The organism is Exiguobacterium antarcticum DSM 14480, assembly GCF_000685865.1.
Lineage (GTDB): Bacteria > Bacillota > Bacilli > Exiguobacteriales > Exiguobacteriaceae > Exiguobacterium_A > Exiguobacterium_A antarcticum.
Genome location: NZ_JMKS01000005.1, coordinates 56673 through 73244, shown reverse-complemented (window position 1 = coordinate 73244; position 16572 = coordinate 56673). Strand labels below are relative to the sequence as shown.

At 46.6% G+C, this 16572-nt stretch carries 16 protein-coding genes; 5 read left to right on the top strand and 11 right to left on the bottom strand.

Annotated elements, in window-relative coordinates; genetic code table 11:
* Positions 1 to 98: 98 nt before the first annotated feature.
* Together P404_RS0111640 and P404_RS0111635 are read left to right on the top strand one after the other, a co-directional pair.
* On the top strand, positions 99 to 782 hold the full coding sequence (locus P404_RS0111640; RefSeq protein WP_014969511.1) for an MgtC/SapB family protein: 684 nt from the start codon (positions 99 to 101) through the stop codon (positions 780 to 782).
* A 108-nt stretch (positions 783 to 890) separates the two neighbouring features.
* The gene (locus P404_RS0111635) at positions 891 to 2525 is read left to right on the top strand and encodes a peptide ABC transporter substrate-binding protein (RefSeq protein ID WP_026830868.1); all 1635 of its coding nucleotides are present in this window, start codon (positions 891 to 893) and stop codon (positions 2523 to 2525) included.
* Positions 2526 to 2612: 87 nt separating this feature from the next.
* Here the strand turns inward: P404_RS0111635 and P404_RS0111630 are convergent, their stop codons facing one another.
* Together P404_RS0111630 and ade are read right to left on the bottom strand one after the other, a co-directional pair.
* On the bottom strand, positions 2613 to 2870 hold the full coding sequence (locus P404_RS0111630; protein WP_014969509.1) for a hypothetical protein: 258 nt from the start codon (positions 2868 to 2870) through the stop codon (positions 2613 to 2615).
* Positions 2871 to 3063: 193 nt separating this feature from the next.
* Positions 3064 to 4794 carry an adenine deaminase gene (ade, locus tag P404_RS0111625; RefSeq protein WP_026830867.1) on the bottom strand — a complete coding sequence of 577 codons (1731 nt, stop codon included), beginning with the start codon at positions 4792 to 4794 and terminating at the stop codon, positions 3064 to 3066.
* Positions 4795 to 4919: 125 nt separating this feature from the next.
* Between ade and P404_RS0111620 the strand changes: the two genes are divergently transcribed.
* Positions 4920 to 5459 carry a gamma carbonic anhydrase family protein gene (locus P404_RS0111620; protein WP_014969507.1) on the top strand — a complete coding sequence of 180 codons (540 nt, stop codon included), beginning with the start codon at positions 4920 to 4922 and terminating at the stop codon, positions 5457 to 5459.
* A 108-nt stretch (positions 5460 to 5567) separates the two neighbouring features.
* On the top strand, positions 5568 to 5765 hold the full coding sequence (locus P404_RS0111615) for a hypothetical protein (protein ID WP_014969506.1): 198 nt from the start codon (positions 5568 to 5570) through the stop codon (positions 5763 to 5765).
* A gap of 146 nt (positions 5766 to 5911) precedes the next feature.
* On the opposite strand, the gene P404_RS0111610 is transcribed toward P404_RS0111615, so the two are convergent.
* Together P404_RS0111610 and P404_RS0111605 are read right to left on the bottom strand one after the other, a co-directional pair.
* On the bottom strand, positions 5912 to 7495 hold the full coding sequence (locus tag P404_RS0111610; protein ID WP_014969505.1) for an ABC transporter permease/substrate-binding protein: 1584 nt from the start codon (positions 7493 to 7495) through the stop codon (positions 5912 to 5914).
* Entirely contained in the window at positions 7492 to 8619 is a 1128-nt protein-coding gene (locus P404_RS0111605) for an ABC transporter ATP-binding protein (protein WP_026830866.1), read from the bottom strand. Before P404_RS0111605 ends, P404_RS0111610 begins: the two co-directional genes overlap by 4 nt.
* A gap of 206 nt (positions 8620 to 8825) precedes the next feature.
* On the opposite strand from P404_RS0111605, the gene P404_RS0111600 reads away from it, so the two are divergent.
* The gene (locus tag P404_RS0111600) at positions 8826 to 9845 is read left to right on the top strand and encodes a LysM peptidoglycan-binding domain-containing protein (RefSeq protein WP_026830865.1); all 1020 of its coding nucleotides are present in this window, start codon (positions 8826 to 8828) and stop codon (positions 9843 to 9845) included.
* 44 nt (positions 9846 to 9889) lie between these two features.
* On the opposite strand, the gene lysA is transcribed toward P404_RS0111600, so the two are convergent.
* The 7 genes from lysA to P404_RS0111565 are packed head-to-tail and all read right to left on the bottom strand — an operon-like array spanning position 9890 to position 16561.
* Entirely contained in the window at positions 9890 to 11203 is a 1314-nt protein-coding gene (gene lysA, locus P404_RS0111595; protein ID WP_014969502.1) for a diaminopimelate decarboxylase, read from the bottom strand.
* A 12-nt stretch (positions 11204 to 11215) separates the two neighbouring features.
* The gene (gene alr, locus P404_RS0111590) at positions 11216 to 12274 is read right to left on the bottom strand and encodes an alanine racemase (RefSeq protein ID WP_026830863.1); all 1059 of its coding nucleotides are present in this window, start codon (positions 12272 to 12274) and stop codon (positions 11216 to 11218) included.
* Complete coding sequence (locus P404_RS0111585) at positions 12271 to 13203, bottom strand: branched-chain amino acid transaminase (protein ID WP_014969500.1); 933 nt, start codon at positions 13201 to 13203, stop codon at positions 12271 to 12273. The genes alr and P404_RS0111585 overlap by 4 nt, the downstream gene beginning before the upstream one ends.
* Positions 13204 to 13228: 25 nt before the next feature.
* Positions 13229 to 13936, bottom strand: coding sequence for a 2,3,4,5-tetrahydropyridine-2,6-dicarboxylate N-acetyltransferase (dapD, locus tag P404_RS0111580; RefSeq protein WP_014969499.1), 708 nt, complete (start codon positions 13934 to 13936; stop codon positions 13229 to 13231).
* On the bottom strand, positions 13923 to 14669 hold the full coding sequence (gene dapB, locus P404_RS0111575) for a 4-hydroxy-tetrahydrodipicolinate reductase (RefSeq protein WP_014969498.1): 747 nt from the start codon (positions 14667 to 14669) through the stop codon (positions 13923 to 13925). Before dapB ends, dapD begins: the two co-directional genes overlap by 14 nt.
* Positions 14666 to 15547 (bottom strand): 4-hydroxy-tetrahydrodipicolinate synthase, encoded by an 882-nt coding sequence (gene dapA, locus P404_RS0111570; RefSeq protein WP_014969497.1) that lies wholly within the window; start codon positions 15545 to 15547, stop codon positions 14666 to 14668. Before dapA ends, dapB begins: the two co-directional genes overlap by 4 nt.
* A 21-nt stretch (positions 15548 to 15568) precedes the next feature.
* The gene (locus tag P404_RS0111565; protein ID WP_026830862.1) at positions 15569 to 16561 is read right to left on the bottom strand and encodes an aspartate-semialdehyde dehydrogenase; all 993 of its coding nucleotides are present in this window, start codon (positions 16559 to 16561) and stop codon (positions 15569 to 15571) included.
* Between the last annotated feature and the right edge of the window lie 11 nt (positions 16562 to 16572).

Below are 16572 nucleotides of genomic sequence, written 5' to 3'. Positions count from 1 at the left end.
TCTTGTATATCTATTCATATCAAACGTATATTCATTCGAAAGACACAAAACTCATTATAACAAAATCAGAACCATTGTAAAGAAAGGATTTGGTTATCATGAATTGGATCCATTCGTTCCAACTGGAAGACTTTCTGAAATTGATGATTGCCGCGATATTTGGAATCATCATCGGCTTTGAACGTGAAATCAAAAATAAGCCCGTTGGTATACGTACTAGCCTCGTAATTACCCTGATCAGTTGTCTGTTAACCATCGTTTCCATCAAATCGGTCATTCTCTACAGCACGATTGCCCCGAATGTTCAAATGGATCCGATGCGGCTCGTCGCTCAAGTCGTCGCCGGGATTGGTTTCATTGGTGCTGGCGTGATTTTAAGACGTCCGCATGATATCGTCAGTGGTTTGACGACAGCCGCGATTATATGGGCTGCTAGTGGGATTGGCATCGCAGTCGGCGCCGGTTTTATCATGGAAGCGACGTTTCTAGTCCTCTTCTTATTTTTCTCGTTAGAAGGCATCACCTGGATCATGAAACGATTTAACAATAGTCGCTTCGAAGCGAATGTGATCGTCGCTCATCTCACTTTATCTAAAGAAACCGATGCCCAGACTGTTAAAAAAGCCTTGGAACAAAAAGGGATCCGAATCACTAACATTCGGTTACGCGGTCATCCGCAACAGTTGACATTACGGATGTATTCGCCACATAAACTGACGATTTTCATACTTTATGACTACTTGAAAACACTGGGAATTGAGCATATAGACCTTGATCAGTGAGAATTGTCAGAAAATTTATGTTGCATTTTCATTCGTTTTCACTTAAATTTACATTATGTTCACACTTTTCTGAAATCATTTTAATTTAATCAGGGGGTCATCGTTCACATGAAAAAACAAACAAAAATTGCCTTTGCTGGATTATCTAGCATGGCGCTGCTGGCAGTAGCAGCTTGTGGCCAAAGCAACGAATCAGATGGAAAATCATCCTCATCAAAAGAAAAGAAGCAAGAAGTGACGCTCATCTCAACAACGGATGTTCCACAACTCGATCCAACAAAAACAACAGACTCGACGTCCATCATCGTCACGAACAACGTCTTTGAAGGGTTGTACCGTCTTGATGGAGAAAATAAACCGACTCCTGGTATCGCGGAAAGTGTCGAAGTGTCTGACGATAAAAAAACCTATACATTCAAACTCCGGAAAGATGCAAAATGGTCTGATGGTTCGGCTGTCACGGCTGACGATTTCATCTATTCTTGGAAACGTGCACTCGACCCGAAAACGGGAGCCGAGTATGCCTATATTCTTCAAGATTTAAAAAATGCCAACAAAATCTTAGCGGGTGAAGCTGAACTTGATTCACTTGGTGTCAAGAAGGTTGATGATCAAACACTTGAAGTACAACTGGAAGCTCCAGCCCCTTACTTCCTCGGTTTGACAAGTTTCCCTACTTACTTGCCGCTCAAGCAATCGTTTGTTGAAGAAAAAGGTGATAAGTTCGCGACCAATGTCGAGTCGATGATCTTCAACGGACCCTTCATCCTTGATAAGTGGCAATCGAACGCCGGATGGACATACAAAAAGAACCCGGATTACTGGGATAAAGCGAATGTTAAAATGGAAAAAATCGATGTGAAGGTCGTCAAGGAAATTTCGACGGGTGTTAACTTGTTTGAATCCAAAGACGTTGATTTTGCACCTATCACATCCGAGTTCGTCTCACAATACGAACAGTCGGAAGACTATAAAACTCGCCCGGACGCCCGGATCAACTTCCTGCGTTTCAACCAAAAAAATAAATCTCTTAAAAACGAAAATATCCGGAAAGCACTTGCACTTGGTTTTGAAAAACAAGGAATTACAGATGTCATCTTAAATGATGGTTCAAAACCAGCTAACTTCATCGTCGCAAAAGACTTTACGTTCACACCGGATGGAGAAGACTTCCGTACAAAATATCCGGATCTTCAAAGCTTCGATGCAACAGAAGCGAAAAAAGCATGGGATGCCGGTCTCAAAGAACTTGGTGTCAAAACGATTGAAGTCGATATGCTTTCACGTGATGAAGATGCCTTCAAAAAGGTTTCTGAATTCTTAAAAGGTGACCTTGAGAAGAATCTTCCGGGTCTGACGATCAACATCAAACAACAACCGTTCAAAAACTTCCTCGATCTTGAAGCGAAAGGCGATTACGATATCTCAGCTGCCGGCTGGGGACCTGACTACCAGGATCCAATGACGTTCCTCGATATGTGGTTGACGGACGGAAGCTTTAACCGGATGGAGTATTCGAACAAAGAGTTCGACAAAATGATCAAAGAAGCGAAGGCAGAGCCGGATGAAGCGAAACGTTGGTCGACACTCCAAGAAGCAGAGAAAATGCTTTTAGCGGACGATTATGCGATTGCTCCAATCTATCAAAAAGGTGAAGCCTACTTGCAACGTGCAAACATCGATAAATTATACCGTCACCCGTTCGGAGCAGATATGAGCTTCAAGTGGATGGAAGTGAAATAAGAGGATTCCTGCCGGTAATCAAGTTGAACTTGATTACCGGTTTTTCTATACAACAAAGACCCCTTCTGCCGGAGCCGATCGGGGTCTTTACTGTGCGATTTGTTTATAAAACTCGATTTCTTCTCGCTGTCCTTCTTCGACAGCGCGGAAAAATTCTGCAAAAAATGCATACAAGACGGTACGTTCCTGATAGGTCGGACCCGCTTGTCGTATTACTGAAAACGCAAGATTACGCAACTGACGTTTCGTTCGACGGTTCATTGGTAATTCGTGAAATTGATCGATGAAAGAACGATATACATCAGCAATCAACTTTTCATGCCCTTCAAAATATGACTTATCCATTGAATCAATCCTTTCTTATTCTAAAAACTATATTACTTTTTACGAACAAAACGATAAAAAGTTTCAGCTGAACAGCTAATTTCAGTAAGATGATAAGACCTACTATAACAAGGATCAAATAATGATTCAACCGGAAAACTATTAAGAAAAGGTAAAGTCCAGTCGATGATTTGTACTGGACTTTACCTATAGATCAAGCTTGAACGGAAATATGTTGGAACGTTTTAACGTCAAACAAGCCACTATCCGTTAACTTTAAATTCGGGATGACTGGCAAACAGAGGAAGGACATCGTTAAATACGGATTAAACGAACGATCCGCTTCAAGTACATCAAGTGCATCATTGAGTGCTTCGAGTGTATCCCCTACCTCTTGGAAGGGCCGACTGGTCATCAAACCTGCAATCTCAAGTGGTAACTCTGCCAAAACTTCCGTTCCGTTCACTGCGATGACGCCTCCACCGGCTTTGACCAACCGTTCTGCCGCAAGCTTCATCTCTGCATCGGATGTTCCGACAATGACCAAGTTATGGGAATCATGAGCAACCGTCGCAGCAATCGCTCCTCGCTTCATCTTGAATCCTTTGACGATGCCGACCGCTGAAAAATCTGTCGCATGATGACGCTCGATCACTGCAATCTTCAACAAATCCTGTTCCGGAACAGCTAGGAATTTTCCATCCTGAAGCGGTACATCCAAAATCAAATGTTCCGTGACAATACTTTTCGGAATGATTCCGATGACATGTGCCTTCGGTTCCTCTAGGGAAAGTTCAAATAGACGATCCGTGATCGGCTTTGTTTTCAATTCACCACGAAGTGTTGCTGGAACAGGTGTCTTTTCAGACGAAACGGTTGTTTTTCCGTTACGGGCGACAGACTCTCCTTTTACGAAGACTTCGTCGATCACCACTTGATTCGCATCACTCAAAATCACGTAGTCGGCACGACGACCCGGGACGATTGCTCCCCGGTCGTGTAACTGGTAGGCATTAGCCGCATGGAGCGATGCCATCGCATAGGCTGTTTCCCGTTTGATCCCATGACGGATGGCATAACGGATATTATAGTCGATCGTCCCTTCACGTAACGTATCATCCAAATGTTTATCATCCGTACAAAACAGAAAACGGCTGGCATTACTTTCGGTGACGGCATCTAACACTTCTCGAAGATTCCGTGCCGCAGATCCTTCCCGTACTTCGACATACAACCCACGCCGCGCTCGGGCAATCGCTTCTTCTTTACTAACTGATTCATGATCCGTTCGAATACCCGCTACTCCATAAATATTCAGTTCACGGACGCCAAGTCCCGCTGCATGACCATCCACGAGCTTTCCAGCTGCTTCGATCTGTTCGATTTTTTTCAACATATCCGCATCGGCCCGTTCGACGGCCGGATAATCCATGACTTCGCCTAGACCGTGTACCCCTTGGTGGTTCACGAACGGTTCTAACGCCTTGGCGTCTAACGACGCACCAGCGTGCTCAAATGAAGTCGCTGGCACACAACTCGGTAACATCATCCGGACGTCAAGCGACAACCCTTCTGCGTCGTCTAACATGAACTGAAGACCTTCTGCTCCTTTTACGTTTGCAATTTCATGTGGATCGGCAATGATGGTCGTCACACCAAGTGGCAAAATCGCCTGTTCGTATTCACTTGGCGTCACCATCGAAGACTCGATATGAACATGTCCATCGATGAAGCTTGGGGCGATGAACTTTCCTGTTCCATCAATCGTCTCGACCCCTTCGTATCCTTCTCCGACGGCCACGATGTAACCTGAATCGACCGCGACATCTGCCTGATAGGTTTCGCGTGTCATGACATCGATGACTTGAATATTTTGATAAACGACCGCTGCTTTCTCTTTTTTCGCAGCAATCGTGATGAGGCGTGCTCGAACTGTCTGATCCATCCTGTTTCCTCCTGTGGTGAACGGTATTTTTACCATCTTACAATTAGATTGTAAGCAGTTGCAATTTATTTTTCGGCAGGTCAAGATGAAAACGTACATTTAAATGAGAAGGTGAGGAATTCAGCATGAAATATCGTGTAGGTCAACTCGTCCCAAACGTCGATCCCAGTGTCTATATCGCAGACGGAGCTAAAGTCATCGGTGAAGTCCAGATCGGTCAGGATTCGACCGTTTGGTTCAATACCGTCATCCGCGGGGATGAAGGACCGATTACAATCGGGGAACGCGTCAACATTCAGGATGGATCGATGATTCACCAGTATGAAGGATACCCGACCATCATTGAAGATGACGTGACGATCGGACATATGGCGATGATCCATGGGGGCATCATCCGCCAAGGAGCTTTGATCGGTATGTCGGCAACGATTCTTGACGAAGCGGAGATTGGCAGTGGCTCCTTCATCGCGGCAGGCAGTGTCGTCCCTCCAAAGATGGTGGTTCCACCCAATTCGATGGTCATGGGTGTACCGGCTAAGGTCGTCCGTGAAATCAATGACCATGATCGGTTCATCATGGAGCGAACCATCCGAAAGTACGTCAAACGGGGTCAACAATACGCAGCTGATTGTCGAATAATCGAAGAAGATTTGACGACAATGTGAAAACGCTTACAAAGTTCACCTGTTTTTAACAATTTGCCTCTCGTTTGTTTACATCTCTCCCTTACACTAGAAGTGTAGGACAGGATTCGAAACCGAGGGGGATTTGAAATGACACCATTATTCGAAGAACGGTTGATGGCAGATCTATTTTCATCCACAAATAATCCAAGTTACGGTTTGCCGACTTTACCGGAGCAAGAAACAGATTGGTTGACGAAAGAGCTACAAGACCGTATTGTTAATGATGCCGAGCAAAAATCCTTGAGTTTAGGAATAATTCAATCAAGAGAGGAAGAACATGTATGATCCAACAAAGTACAGTTCGCGCTTGGCTCGCTAGTCGAATCAAAAAATAATGATCTAATCCGGATTACCTATTTTCCAAAACGATATAGCGCGTCAGCGCGCATAACAAAGAGCCGAAGCGGATTCCCGCCTCGGCTCTCTTTTCGTTACTTTTTGATTAATCCTTCTTCAATCAAGAAGTCACGTGCCACGTCTTCCGGACGCTCTTTTTCGACATCCGCTTTAAAGTTCAATTCTTGCATCTTTTCATCTGTGATTTTATCCTTCAACAGATTCAGGACTTCCTTCAGTTCCGGATGTTCTTCCAACGTTTCTTGACGCACAATCGGGACTGCATAGTACGGCGGGAAAAATTCTTTATCATCTTCGAGAACGGTCAAATCAAATTTCTTTAACAAACCGTCTGTCGAGAAACTATCGATGACATTCGTTTTCCCGTTCGTCAATGCGGTATAACGAAGTCCCCCATCAACAGGCTGAACATCTTGGAATTTCATATCAGGGTATTTCTCTTTCAATCCGAGGTATCCATCTTCACGGTTCGCGAATTCGATCGTCGATCCGAGAATAAGACGATTGCTGACTGCTGCCATATCGGATACGGTCTTCAAATCGTATTTTTCGACATCTTCTTTTGTCATCGCCAACGCATACGTGTTATTAAAACCAATTGAATCGAGAACATCGACCTGACTTTTCGCCGGGATCATCTTACTTACCTTTTCATAAACGGCTTTTGGATCAGTCTCGACATCCTGTTTCAAGACATCAATCAATAACGTCCCTGTATACTCGACGTAGGCATCAATCTCGCCCGTTTCTAAAGCACCATAGGCAACTTTCGTCCCACCCAGGTTGAGTTGACGTTCGACTTCGAGATCGGTTTTCTCCTCGATCAAGTCTGCTAACATGTTTCCTAAAATCAATTGTTCGGTAAAGTTTTTTGAACCGATGACGATCTTATCCGTTTTTAAGAACGAATACGCGACCGTTCCACCAATCAGCAGGAAAATGATACTCACGATGGCAATTTTCTTCCCGGCCGTCATCGCTTTCCGGCGTTTACGGGCTTTACTTTTGATTCGACCGTCTGCCAGCTGAATTCCGTTTGGTGCGACAGAATATTCGATCCGACTGACGATGAAGTCAATCGCAAGGGCTAAGATACCTGCAGGAATCGCTCCGGCAAGGATTTGATTATTATCGACTGTCTGGATACCCGAGAAGACAAGATAACCAAGTCCACCGGCACCGATAAAGGCAGAAATCGTCATCAGACCAACAGCCGTCACGGCCGAGATCCGAATTCCAGCCATCATGATTGGTAAAGCAAGCGGAATTTGAACCTTTCCTAAAACTTGTCGTTCGGTCAGTCCAATCCCTTTTGCAGCTTCCAACATATCTCCTGGAATACTTGATAAACCTGTATACGTATTTTTGACGATCGGAAGTAAGGAATACAAGACGACCATGATAATGGCTGGTGTTGATCCAATGCCGATAAATGGAATCAAGAATCCAAGTAAAGCAAGACTCGGAACGGCTTGGACGACACTCGTCAAGGCGAGTACGGGTTTTGCAAACCGCTGATACCGTGTAATCAGAATCCCGATTGGAATACCGAGTATGACCGCAATGACGACGGCAAACACAGTTAACTGTAGGTGTTCAAGTAATAAGTCAAAAATCTGACCGGTATTATTTTGCACATAATCTAAAAATCCACTCATTGTACTTCCTCCTCCTGAATGAACTGCTCACTCAAGACGGAAAGTAAGCTACTTCTTGTAATTAATCCACGTAATTGACCCGATTTGTTGGTGACAGGTAAATAACCTGTTTCTTCATGGTTCATGACTTCAAGTACATCAAGCAACGAGTCTTGTTCATCGACGGCGACGAGTTCACCTTCCATGACGTCTTCGATTCGTACTCCCTTGTCAGGTGCAGTTTGAATGTTTTTCAACTTGACGATTCCTTGCAGGATCCGGTCGCGATCCGTAATCAACAGACTGTCGACCTTGCGTCCACGCATGATTTCAATCCCTTGTAATAACGTTCGTTTTCCGCTGATTGAGACAGGATCTTCAATCATGATGTCCTCTGCTTTGATAAACGCCGGGCTGCTCCAAATCTTATTTTTCCCGATAAATGATTCGACGTACTCGTCTTTCGGGTGACGTAAGATTTCTTCCGGTGTATCAAATTGAACAATTTCCCCATCACGCATGATACAAATCCGATCGGCTAACTTAATCGCTTCATCCATATCGTGGGTGACGAATACAATCGTTTTTTTGACTTCTTCTTGGAGGTTGAATAATTCTTCTTGGAGGTCATTTCGTGTGACGGGGTCAAGCGCACTAAACGGTTCATCCATTAAGATGACATCTGGGTCATTCATCAACGCTCGGGCGAAACCAACCCGCTGTTGTTGTCCACCACTCAATTCGCTTGGATAACGATCAATGAATTGTTTTGGATCCAGCCCGACCATTTGAAGCAATTCTTCTGTCCGAAGGTCCATTTGATCATGATCTTTTCCTTCGAGACCGGCAATCAACTGAATGTTTTCCCGAACGGTCATATGTGGAAATAAACCAGTTTGCTGAATGACGTATCCCATATGACGACGTAATTCAATCGTATCCGTTTTCATGATATCTTTCCCGTTCACTAAAATCGTACCTGACGATGGTTCAATCAATCGGTTGATCATTTTAAGGGACGTCGTTTTCCCACAACCACTTGGTCCGATGAAGACAACCAGTTCACCCTCTTTGATTTCGAGGGTCAAGCCTTTTAAGACAACGTTATCTTTAAATTGCTTGCCAACGTTTTTAAATTCAATCATTCATATTCCACTCCTTTTACTATTTCCATATATCATGTTTTCCCTGTTCATTTCATGATTAAACAATTATCTCAGTTTATTCCGTTTGAACCAACAATGATTGGGGAATTATTTCCCTCTTTTTTAGTTTTATTGCTCAAAAAGGGTAATAGATAAGTAGAGACAAGTGAGAGACAGTCATCCTAGAAAAAGGAGGCGAAATACACATGCATACGAAGTGGATTCGAATCATCATGATCGTGCTGATATCGCTTTTTCCTTTCTTCAGTTACGGTTTGACAGCAGATGCAGCAAGTTCGACGTTCGTCACGAAAGGTTCAACGACCAGTAAAGTCGTCGCGTTGACATTTGATGATGGGTCAGACGGTGGGAACATCACAAAAATTTTGAGCATCTTAAAAAGTAACAATGTCAAAGCCACCTTCTTCCTGACGGGTACTGGAGCCAACAACCACCCTCAGCGGATTAAAAACATCGCGACCGCCACCCCCACTCATCAAATCGGAAATCACTCCTACACGCATCCAGACTTCACGAAATTGACCGCCGCACAAATGACGAGCGAACTGTCTAAGACAGAAACGTTAATCAAATCGCTGACCGGTCGAACAACCAAACCAATCTTCCGTGCGCCGTTTGGTGCAAGTAACAGTGCCGTCTTAGCAGCCGTCGGAAATGCCGGTTATACAAAAACGATTCAGTGGAACATTGATACGACAGACTGGAAAGGTATCAGTTCAAGCGCTATTTTGGCGCGTGTCGTCCCCAATGTCGTCCCGGGTTCAATCGTTCTGATGCATACTGGTGCCGGTGCCCCCGGAACACCTGTTGCCCTACCTTCGATGATTTCACAACTCAAAGCCAAAGGGTATAAATTCGTCACGATTTCAGAATTGCTGAAACTGCCTCCAAGTGGCAGTAAAACCTACACCGTCAAATCGGGCGATACCCTTTACAAAATCGCTAACCTCTACAATGTCAGCGTCGCAGCTCTCGCCAAAGCAAACAATATCACGAACTATAATTTGATCAACGTTGGTCAAGTTCTTGTCATTCCGGGAACGACACCTCCGCCTGCGACCGTCACTTATACGGTCAAAGCAGGAGATACGTTATATTCGATCGCAACGAAATATGGTGTCACCGTCACCGCTCTCGCCAGTGCCAACAAAATCACCAATGTCAATTTGATTTCGGTGGGACAAGTCCTCGTCATTCCGAAGTAACCAAAAACACCTTCGTCCGTTGAAGACGAAGGTGTTTTTTAGTTTTAAGAGGATGGAATGTTTTCCAGTCCGAGATCACACTGGATCAAATCGGCATAGGTCTGTCGACGAACAACTTCGCGGGACTCTCCTTTGTTGACGAAGACGACGGCCGGTCGTAAAAATTGATTGTAGTTGCTTGCCATCGAATAGTTGTAGGCACCCGTCCCAAAGACAGCCAGTGTATCGCCACTGACCGGATCTGCCACGTTCGCCGACTCGGCAACCAGATCACCGGACTCGCAAGCTGCACCCACGACCGTCACATGTCGTGTTTCTCCTTTGATTCGATTGGCGATGACGGTTTCATACACGGCCCCGTATAAAGCAGGACGGATATTGTCGGCCATACCGCCATCAACTGACAGGTACGTTCTGACACCCTGCACTTCCTTGATCGCCCCGACCGTGTAAAGCGTCGTTCCGGCATTAGCCACAACCCAACGACCTGGTTCGATGCCGATTCGTGGTCGGTCGATTGCAAGACGTGTCGTCTCGACGTCGATGATGGTCATGACCCGCTCGATCGTTTGTTCAAAATCAAGCGGCTGATCGTCTTGCGTATAGGCAATCCCAAAACCACCGCCGAGATTGACTTCGCTTGCGACGAAGGACGTCCGCTCCCGGATCGTTTCGACAAACCCCATCATCGTCCGCGCCGTCCGTTCAAACAGTTCGATCTCTTGAATTTGTGAACCGACGTGACAATGAATACCAAGCAAGACTAAGTGTTCGGATGCAAGAATCGCTTCGATCGCTTCAAGATACGAATCATCATGCGTCGAGAAACCGAACTTCGTATCGACACCGCCGGTCTGAATTTTCGTGTGCGCACCGCCAATGACTTGCGGTACAATCCGAATCAATACCTGAACGGTTTGACAGGCATCTGCCGCAATTTGATTGAGTTGGGCGATCTCTCCATAATGATCGATAACAATCTTCCCGACTCCCTCATCCACGGCATACCGTAAATCTTGTGTCGATTTGTTCGAGCCATGGAAGTAGATTCGTTCCGCCGGCACACCCGCTTTACGGGCAATATATAGTTCACCGCCAGTGACGACATCAATGCCGAGACCATGCTTTACGACTTGCTGGTACACCGCACCAATCGTCAACGCTTTGGAAGCAAACGAGGCATACGTGTTCGGATATTTCTCTAAAAAGGCATCCCGTACGGTCGCCAGACGGTCTGTCAATTCACGTTCTGCCATGACATAAAGCGGTGTCCCGTATTGTTTTGCAAGCGCCGTTGCCGCCACACCATCGATTTGTAATTCATTCTCTTGTTCCGTCAAATATTGGCTTCCGTACATCTGGATTCCCCCTTATAAATAACGATGTGTCAAACGCCATGAGCGGGCACACATCTGTTCCGAATTGTTGGCTGTCCCGGTCCGGGTAATATCATCGATTTCGATGCCGTCCCCATAGAGCACAACCTTGTCACCGATTTGAACCGTTGAATCGATGGCGATGAACGTATGACTCATGAACAATTTGCTGATGATCGGATATCTTTTCCCGTTGATGATGACTGGAAGCGATGAGCGTCCGCGGACAACCCCATCTCCATATCCAACCGGCAGAACGGCGACACGAATCGTTTCTGGCGCCGTATAAGACGTACCATATCCGACGTGTTCCCCTGCTTCCACTTGACGAATCTCAACGACTTCCGTCGTCATCCGGAGTGAAGGAATCAACCAATCCATTTTTTCAATCGGTGAGTAACCAAACAAGAAAATACCAGGACGGACATAATTACAAAATGCGAGCCGTGGATCATGTTTGACGATCGTTGCACTGTTTTCTGCATGAATGTAAGGGAACGATTGTTTTGTTCGTAACACATCGGTGATTTCTAAAAACCGTTCGACTTGACCATCGTGATCGGCCCCCGGTTCATCCGCCAGTGGAAAATGTGTATAGAGACCTGTCAACGCAAGATCTTGTTCGCGTACTGTCTCAAGCACTGATAACGCTTCTTGAAGCGAACTGACACCAAAACGGTTCATCCCGACATTCACTTTGAGATGGAGTTCGATTCCCGACAAATCAGCCTGATGACGTGTCAGCCAATCGAGCGAAGGAATTCCAAGGGCAACACCGTGCAGGCGGACTTCTTTGAAGTGCGACGCCGGATTCATCGCCAGTACATAACTGTCTGGAAAATTCGTTTTAATTTCAATTGCTTCGTAGACTTCCGCGACGGCAAAATGACGAACACCGGCTTCCATCAATGTGGCGACCATTTCAATCATCCCTAGATTATAGGCATTATTTTTGACCACGGCAAAAATCTGCTTATTGGACCGGGCGAAAACCGATGCGACATTTCGTCGCACCGCTTCCCGATCGATTGTAACGATTGTTCTTGAACTCATTCTGCGATGGCTGGCGTCACGTAAGTCAACCACGATGCATATTGTGGCAATTGACCCGAGACGGTTTGACGGTAGAGATCAAGTAATTCATCCGCGACAGCCCGTGTTCCGCCGTTGATGACGATATGATCAATTTCACCGACACTTGTGATTTCTGCAGCCGTTCCTGTTAAGAAGATTTCATCCGCAACATACAACTCATCCCGACCGATATGACGTTCGACGACAGGATATCCCTGATCTTGTGCAAGACGCATGACCACTTGACGCGTGATGCCATCAAGAACCGAACAATCGAGCGATGGTGTATAGATCGTTCCGTTTTTCAACATAAACAAGTTCGCGACACTCGCTTCACTGACGTTTCCGTTCATATCGAGGGCAATCGCTTCATCAAATCCATCACGAAGTGCTTCTCCTTTTAAGAGTTGCGAGTTCATATAGTTGGCAGCTGCTTTTGCTTGCATCGGCATCATTGTCGATGAAACGCGGCGGTATGAAGCGACTTTCGCCCGGATGCCAACACCTTTATCAAAGTATTCACCGAGTTCCCAGCAAGAAATTCCGACGTGGACCGTCGTATCTTTAGCCATCAATGCTTGCCACGGTGTACCGAGGAAAACAAATGGACGAATGTAACAAGATTCAAAGCCGTTTTTGGCGACAAGATCAATCGTCGCTTGGACAAGTTCTTCCACTGTATAAGGAATCGTCACATGATAAAACGCGCAACTGCGGAACAGACGTTCAATATGTTCCGTCAATTGGAAAATCGCCGGACCATCCGGTGTCGCATACGCACGGATGCCTTCGAAGAATCCGCTTCCGTAATGAATCGCATGGGACATGACGCTCGTAGTTGCCTCTTTTGGATCATGAAAAACCCCGTCTAACCAAATTGCTTCTCCATACTGTGTATCCACTGCCATGTGTTTTCCTCCTCTTCGACGTCAATCAGAGTGAACGTAAATCATCCACCAGTTGCGTCTTCTCTGCTGTTTTTGCATCTTTCTGTTTGATGACACGTGCTGGCGTACCAGCCACTACGCTGCCGGCAGGGACGTCTTCTGTGACGACACTGCCTGCTGCGACGACCGCATCTTTTCCGACACGAACACCTTCTAAGATGACGGCATTCGCTCCGATTAAGACACCGTCTTCAATGATGACCGGTGTTTTCGAAGGTGGTTCAAGGACCCCTGCGACCACGGCGCCGGCACCGACATGAACGTTTTTACCAATCGTCCCGCGTGCACCGACGACAGCGTTCATATCTATCATTGTACCATCTCCGATTGATGCACCGATATTAATGATTGCACCCATCATGATGACCGCGTTATCGCCGATGACGACATGATCCCGAATCCATGCACCTGGTTCGATCCGGGCATTCAAATGGCGTGTATCGAGCATCGGCACGGCACTGTTGCGACGGTCATATTCGACGTGCACCTCAGTAATCCGGTCTGCATTCTCTTCTAAGAATGTCGAAGCAAGTCCTGCATCGGCGAAGAAAATTTTCGATTGATCCGTTCCGAAGGCTGTTGCACCTTCAATCGTCAGTCCTGCCAGGTCCCCGTTGACATACAGTTTGACCGGTGTTTGTTTTTTAGCATCTTTAATGAATTTCGCAATTTCATAAGCATCAGTTAATAACATGTGAATCCTCCTGTGTGTAAAGCGTCTCCAGTGTATAGAGTCCCGCTGATTTTTGAATGAGCGCTTCCGCCGCTTTGATGGCACCTGAAGCAAAAACTTTTTTTGATAACGCCGTGTGTTTGATTTCAATCAATTCATCGACGCCGGCGAATAATACTTCATGTTCCCCGAAGATCGTTCCGCCACGCATCGAGTGCATCCCAATTTCGTTTGCTTCCCGCTTCTCGCGTGTCGATTCCCGTTCGTAGACCGGTTTGACATCCCGCAGGTCTTGTATCGTCCGCAACAACAGTTCCGCTGTCCCGCTTGGTGCATCGACTTTTTGATTATGGTGTTTCTCAAGCAGTTCGATGTCGAATGCTCCGGCGAGCGGCACCAGTGTCTTTAACAACTGTTGCATCATCGCAATCCCAAACGACATGTTATACGATTGGAAAATTGGAATCTGTTTTGAGGCGTCGCGAATCGTCTGCAATTCCGCTTCCGAGAAACCGGTCGTCGCGATGACGAGTGGTGTTTTCGTCTTCAGACCGTATTCCAGTAAGTCCGGCAACAAACTTGGATGCGAAAAGTCAATGATTGCATCGACTGATTCCTCTAGCTCTGCGAGCGTTCCGTATGAGGGAACATCTGCAGCGGTCTTTGTTTTATCAATTACCGCAACGACCGCGTCCGGTGCCAGTTCATGGACGTAATGTCCCGTTGCGCCGTATCCGTGAATGGCAAGTTTCATCCAACCACTCCTTTATAACTTCGCATCGTCTCAATCAAGTGAGCATGTCCCGCATCCGACTGACGGACGAGCGGCAGACGAGGTGCTCCAACGGCAATTCCGATTTCTTCAAGAGCTGCTTTGACCGGGATCGGATTGACATCGCTGAACAAGGCGGAAATGACGGGCATCAGATCACTCTGGAGGCGACGAGCCGTTTCGTAATCATTTTCGAGCAAGGCTTCTGCAAGTGCCTGCGTTTCCGCTGGGTATGGATTCGACAAGACGGAAATCACACCTTGTGCCCCCCATGCCATGTACGGCAGGATCTGGTCGTCATTGCCACAGAAAACAGCAAAGTCTTTTGGTAAGGCCGTCATCAGTTCTCCCATGAAACTGACATCCCCACTCGCTTCTTTGAACGCTTGGATGTTTCGGTGTTTCGATAACGTCACTGCCGTCTCGACAGCAATTGCGACACCTGTTCGGGACGGGACGTTATATAACATGATCGGTAGGTCAACAGCATCGGCAACAGCCGTAAAGTGAGCCACGAGCCCTGCTTGCGACGTCTTATTGTAATAAGGTGTCACGAGCATCGCCGCATCTGCTCCGAGGCGTGCCGCTGTTTGTGTTTTTTCAATCGTTTGAGCCGTATTGTTCGTCCCTGTTCCGGCAATGACCGGGACACGTCCAGCTGTCACACGGACAGCCGTCGTCAGCAACGTCTCAAATTCTGTGTTCGTCAGCGTCGATCCTTCTCCTGTCGTCCCACCGACGACAAGTGCTTGAATGTTTGCTGCGAGTTGCTGTTCGATCAGTTGTTCAAATACCGTTAAGTCCAGTTCACCCGTTGATGTGAACGGTGTGGCGAGTGCTGTTCCTGCTCCTCTAAACATATCAGGTTCCTCCTCGGTTTTTTAAGAATGGATTGAACTTTCGAGCGCTTGGCGCGCCACTTGGACAGCGTTCGATGCAGCACCTTTCCGGATGTTATCGGCAACACACCAAATATGGAACGTATTCGGGAAACTTTGATCCTGACGAATCCGTCCGACATAGACATCATCTGTTCCACTCGCGTCAAGCGGCATCGGGTATTGATTTTGACTGACATCGTCGACAAGGACGACACCTGGTGCGTCAATCAATGCAGCGCGAATCGCTTCAACTGTCGTCTCCTGCTCGAACGTCACGTTGATCGCAACCGAGTGGGCATTCGTGACCGGTACGCGGACACATGTCGCACTGACCGGCAACTCCGGCAACTGAAAGATTTTTCGTGTTTCATCGATCATTTTTTGTTCTTCTTTTGTATAACCGTCCGGTAAAAACACATCGATATGCGGCAAGATATTATCAAAAATCGGATGCGGATAATTGACCGGTTCTTCACCACGACTTCCCCGTGCTAAATCTTCGATCCCTTTTTGTCCCGAACCGGACACGGCTTGATACGTCGTATAGTTGACGCGTTTCAGTCCAAATTGTTGTAACGGCGCCAGGGCGACGACGGATTGAATGGTCGAACAGTTCGGATTTGCAATCAGCCGGTTTTTCGGTCCGATCGCTTCGGGGTTCACTTCCGGAACGACAAGCGGGATACCGGCTTGCATCCGGAAAGCACTTGAATTATCAACGACGAGTGTCCCTGCGTTCGCAAGTAACGGTGCATACTGTTCACTGATTGTTCCCCCCGCTGCGAACAAGGCAACATCGATTCCGTCATCTGTAATCTGCTCCGACAAGGCTTGAATCATGATGTCTTGTCCTTTAAATTGAACCGTTTTGCCTGCGGAACGCGCGGACGCATAGGCTGAAATCTGACGAACTGGAAAATCGAGTTCGGCCAAGACTTGTAACATTTTTTGTCCGACAGCGCCCGTTGCGCCAATGACTGCTACATGATACATCTCATTTCCTC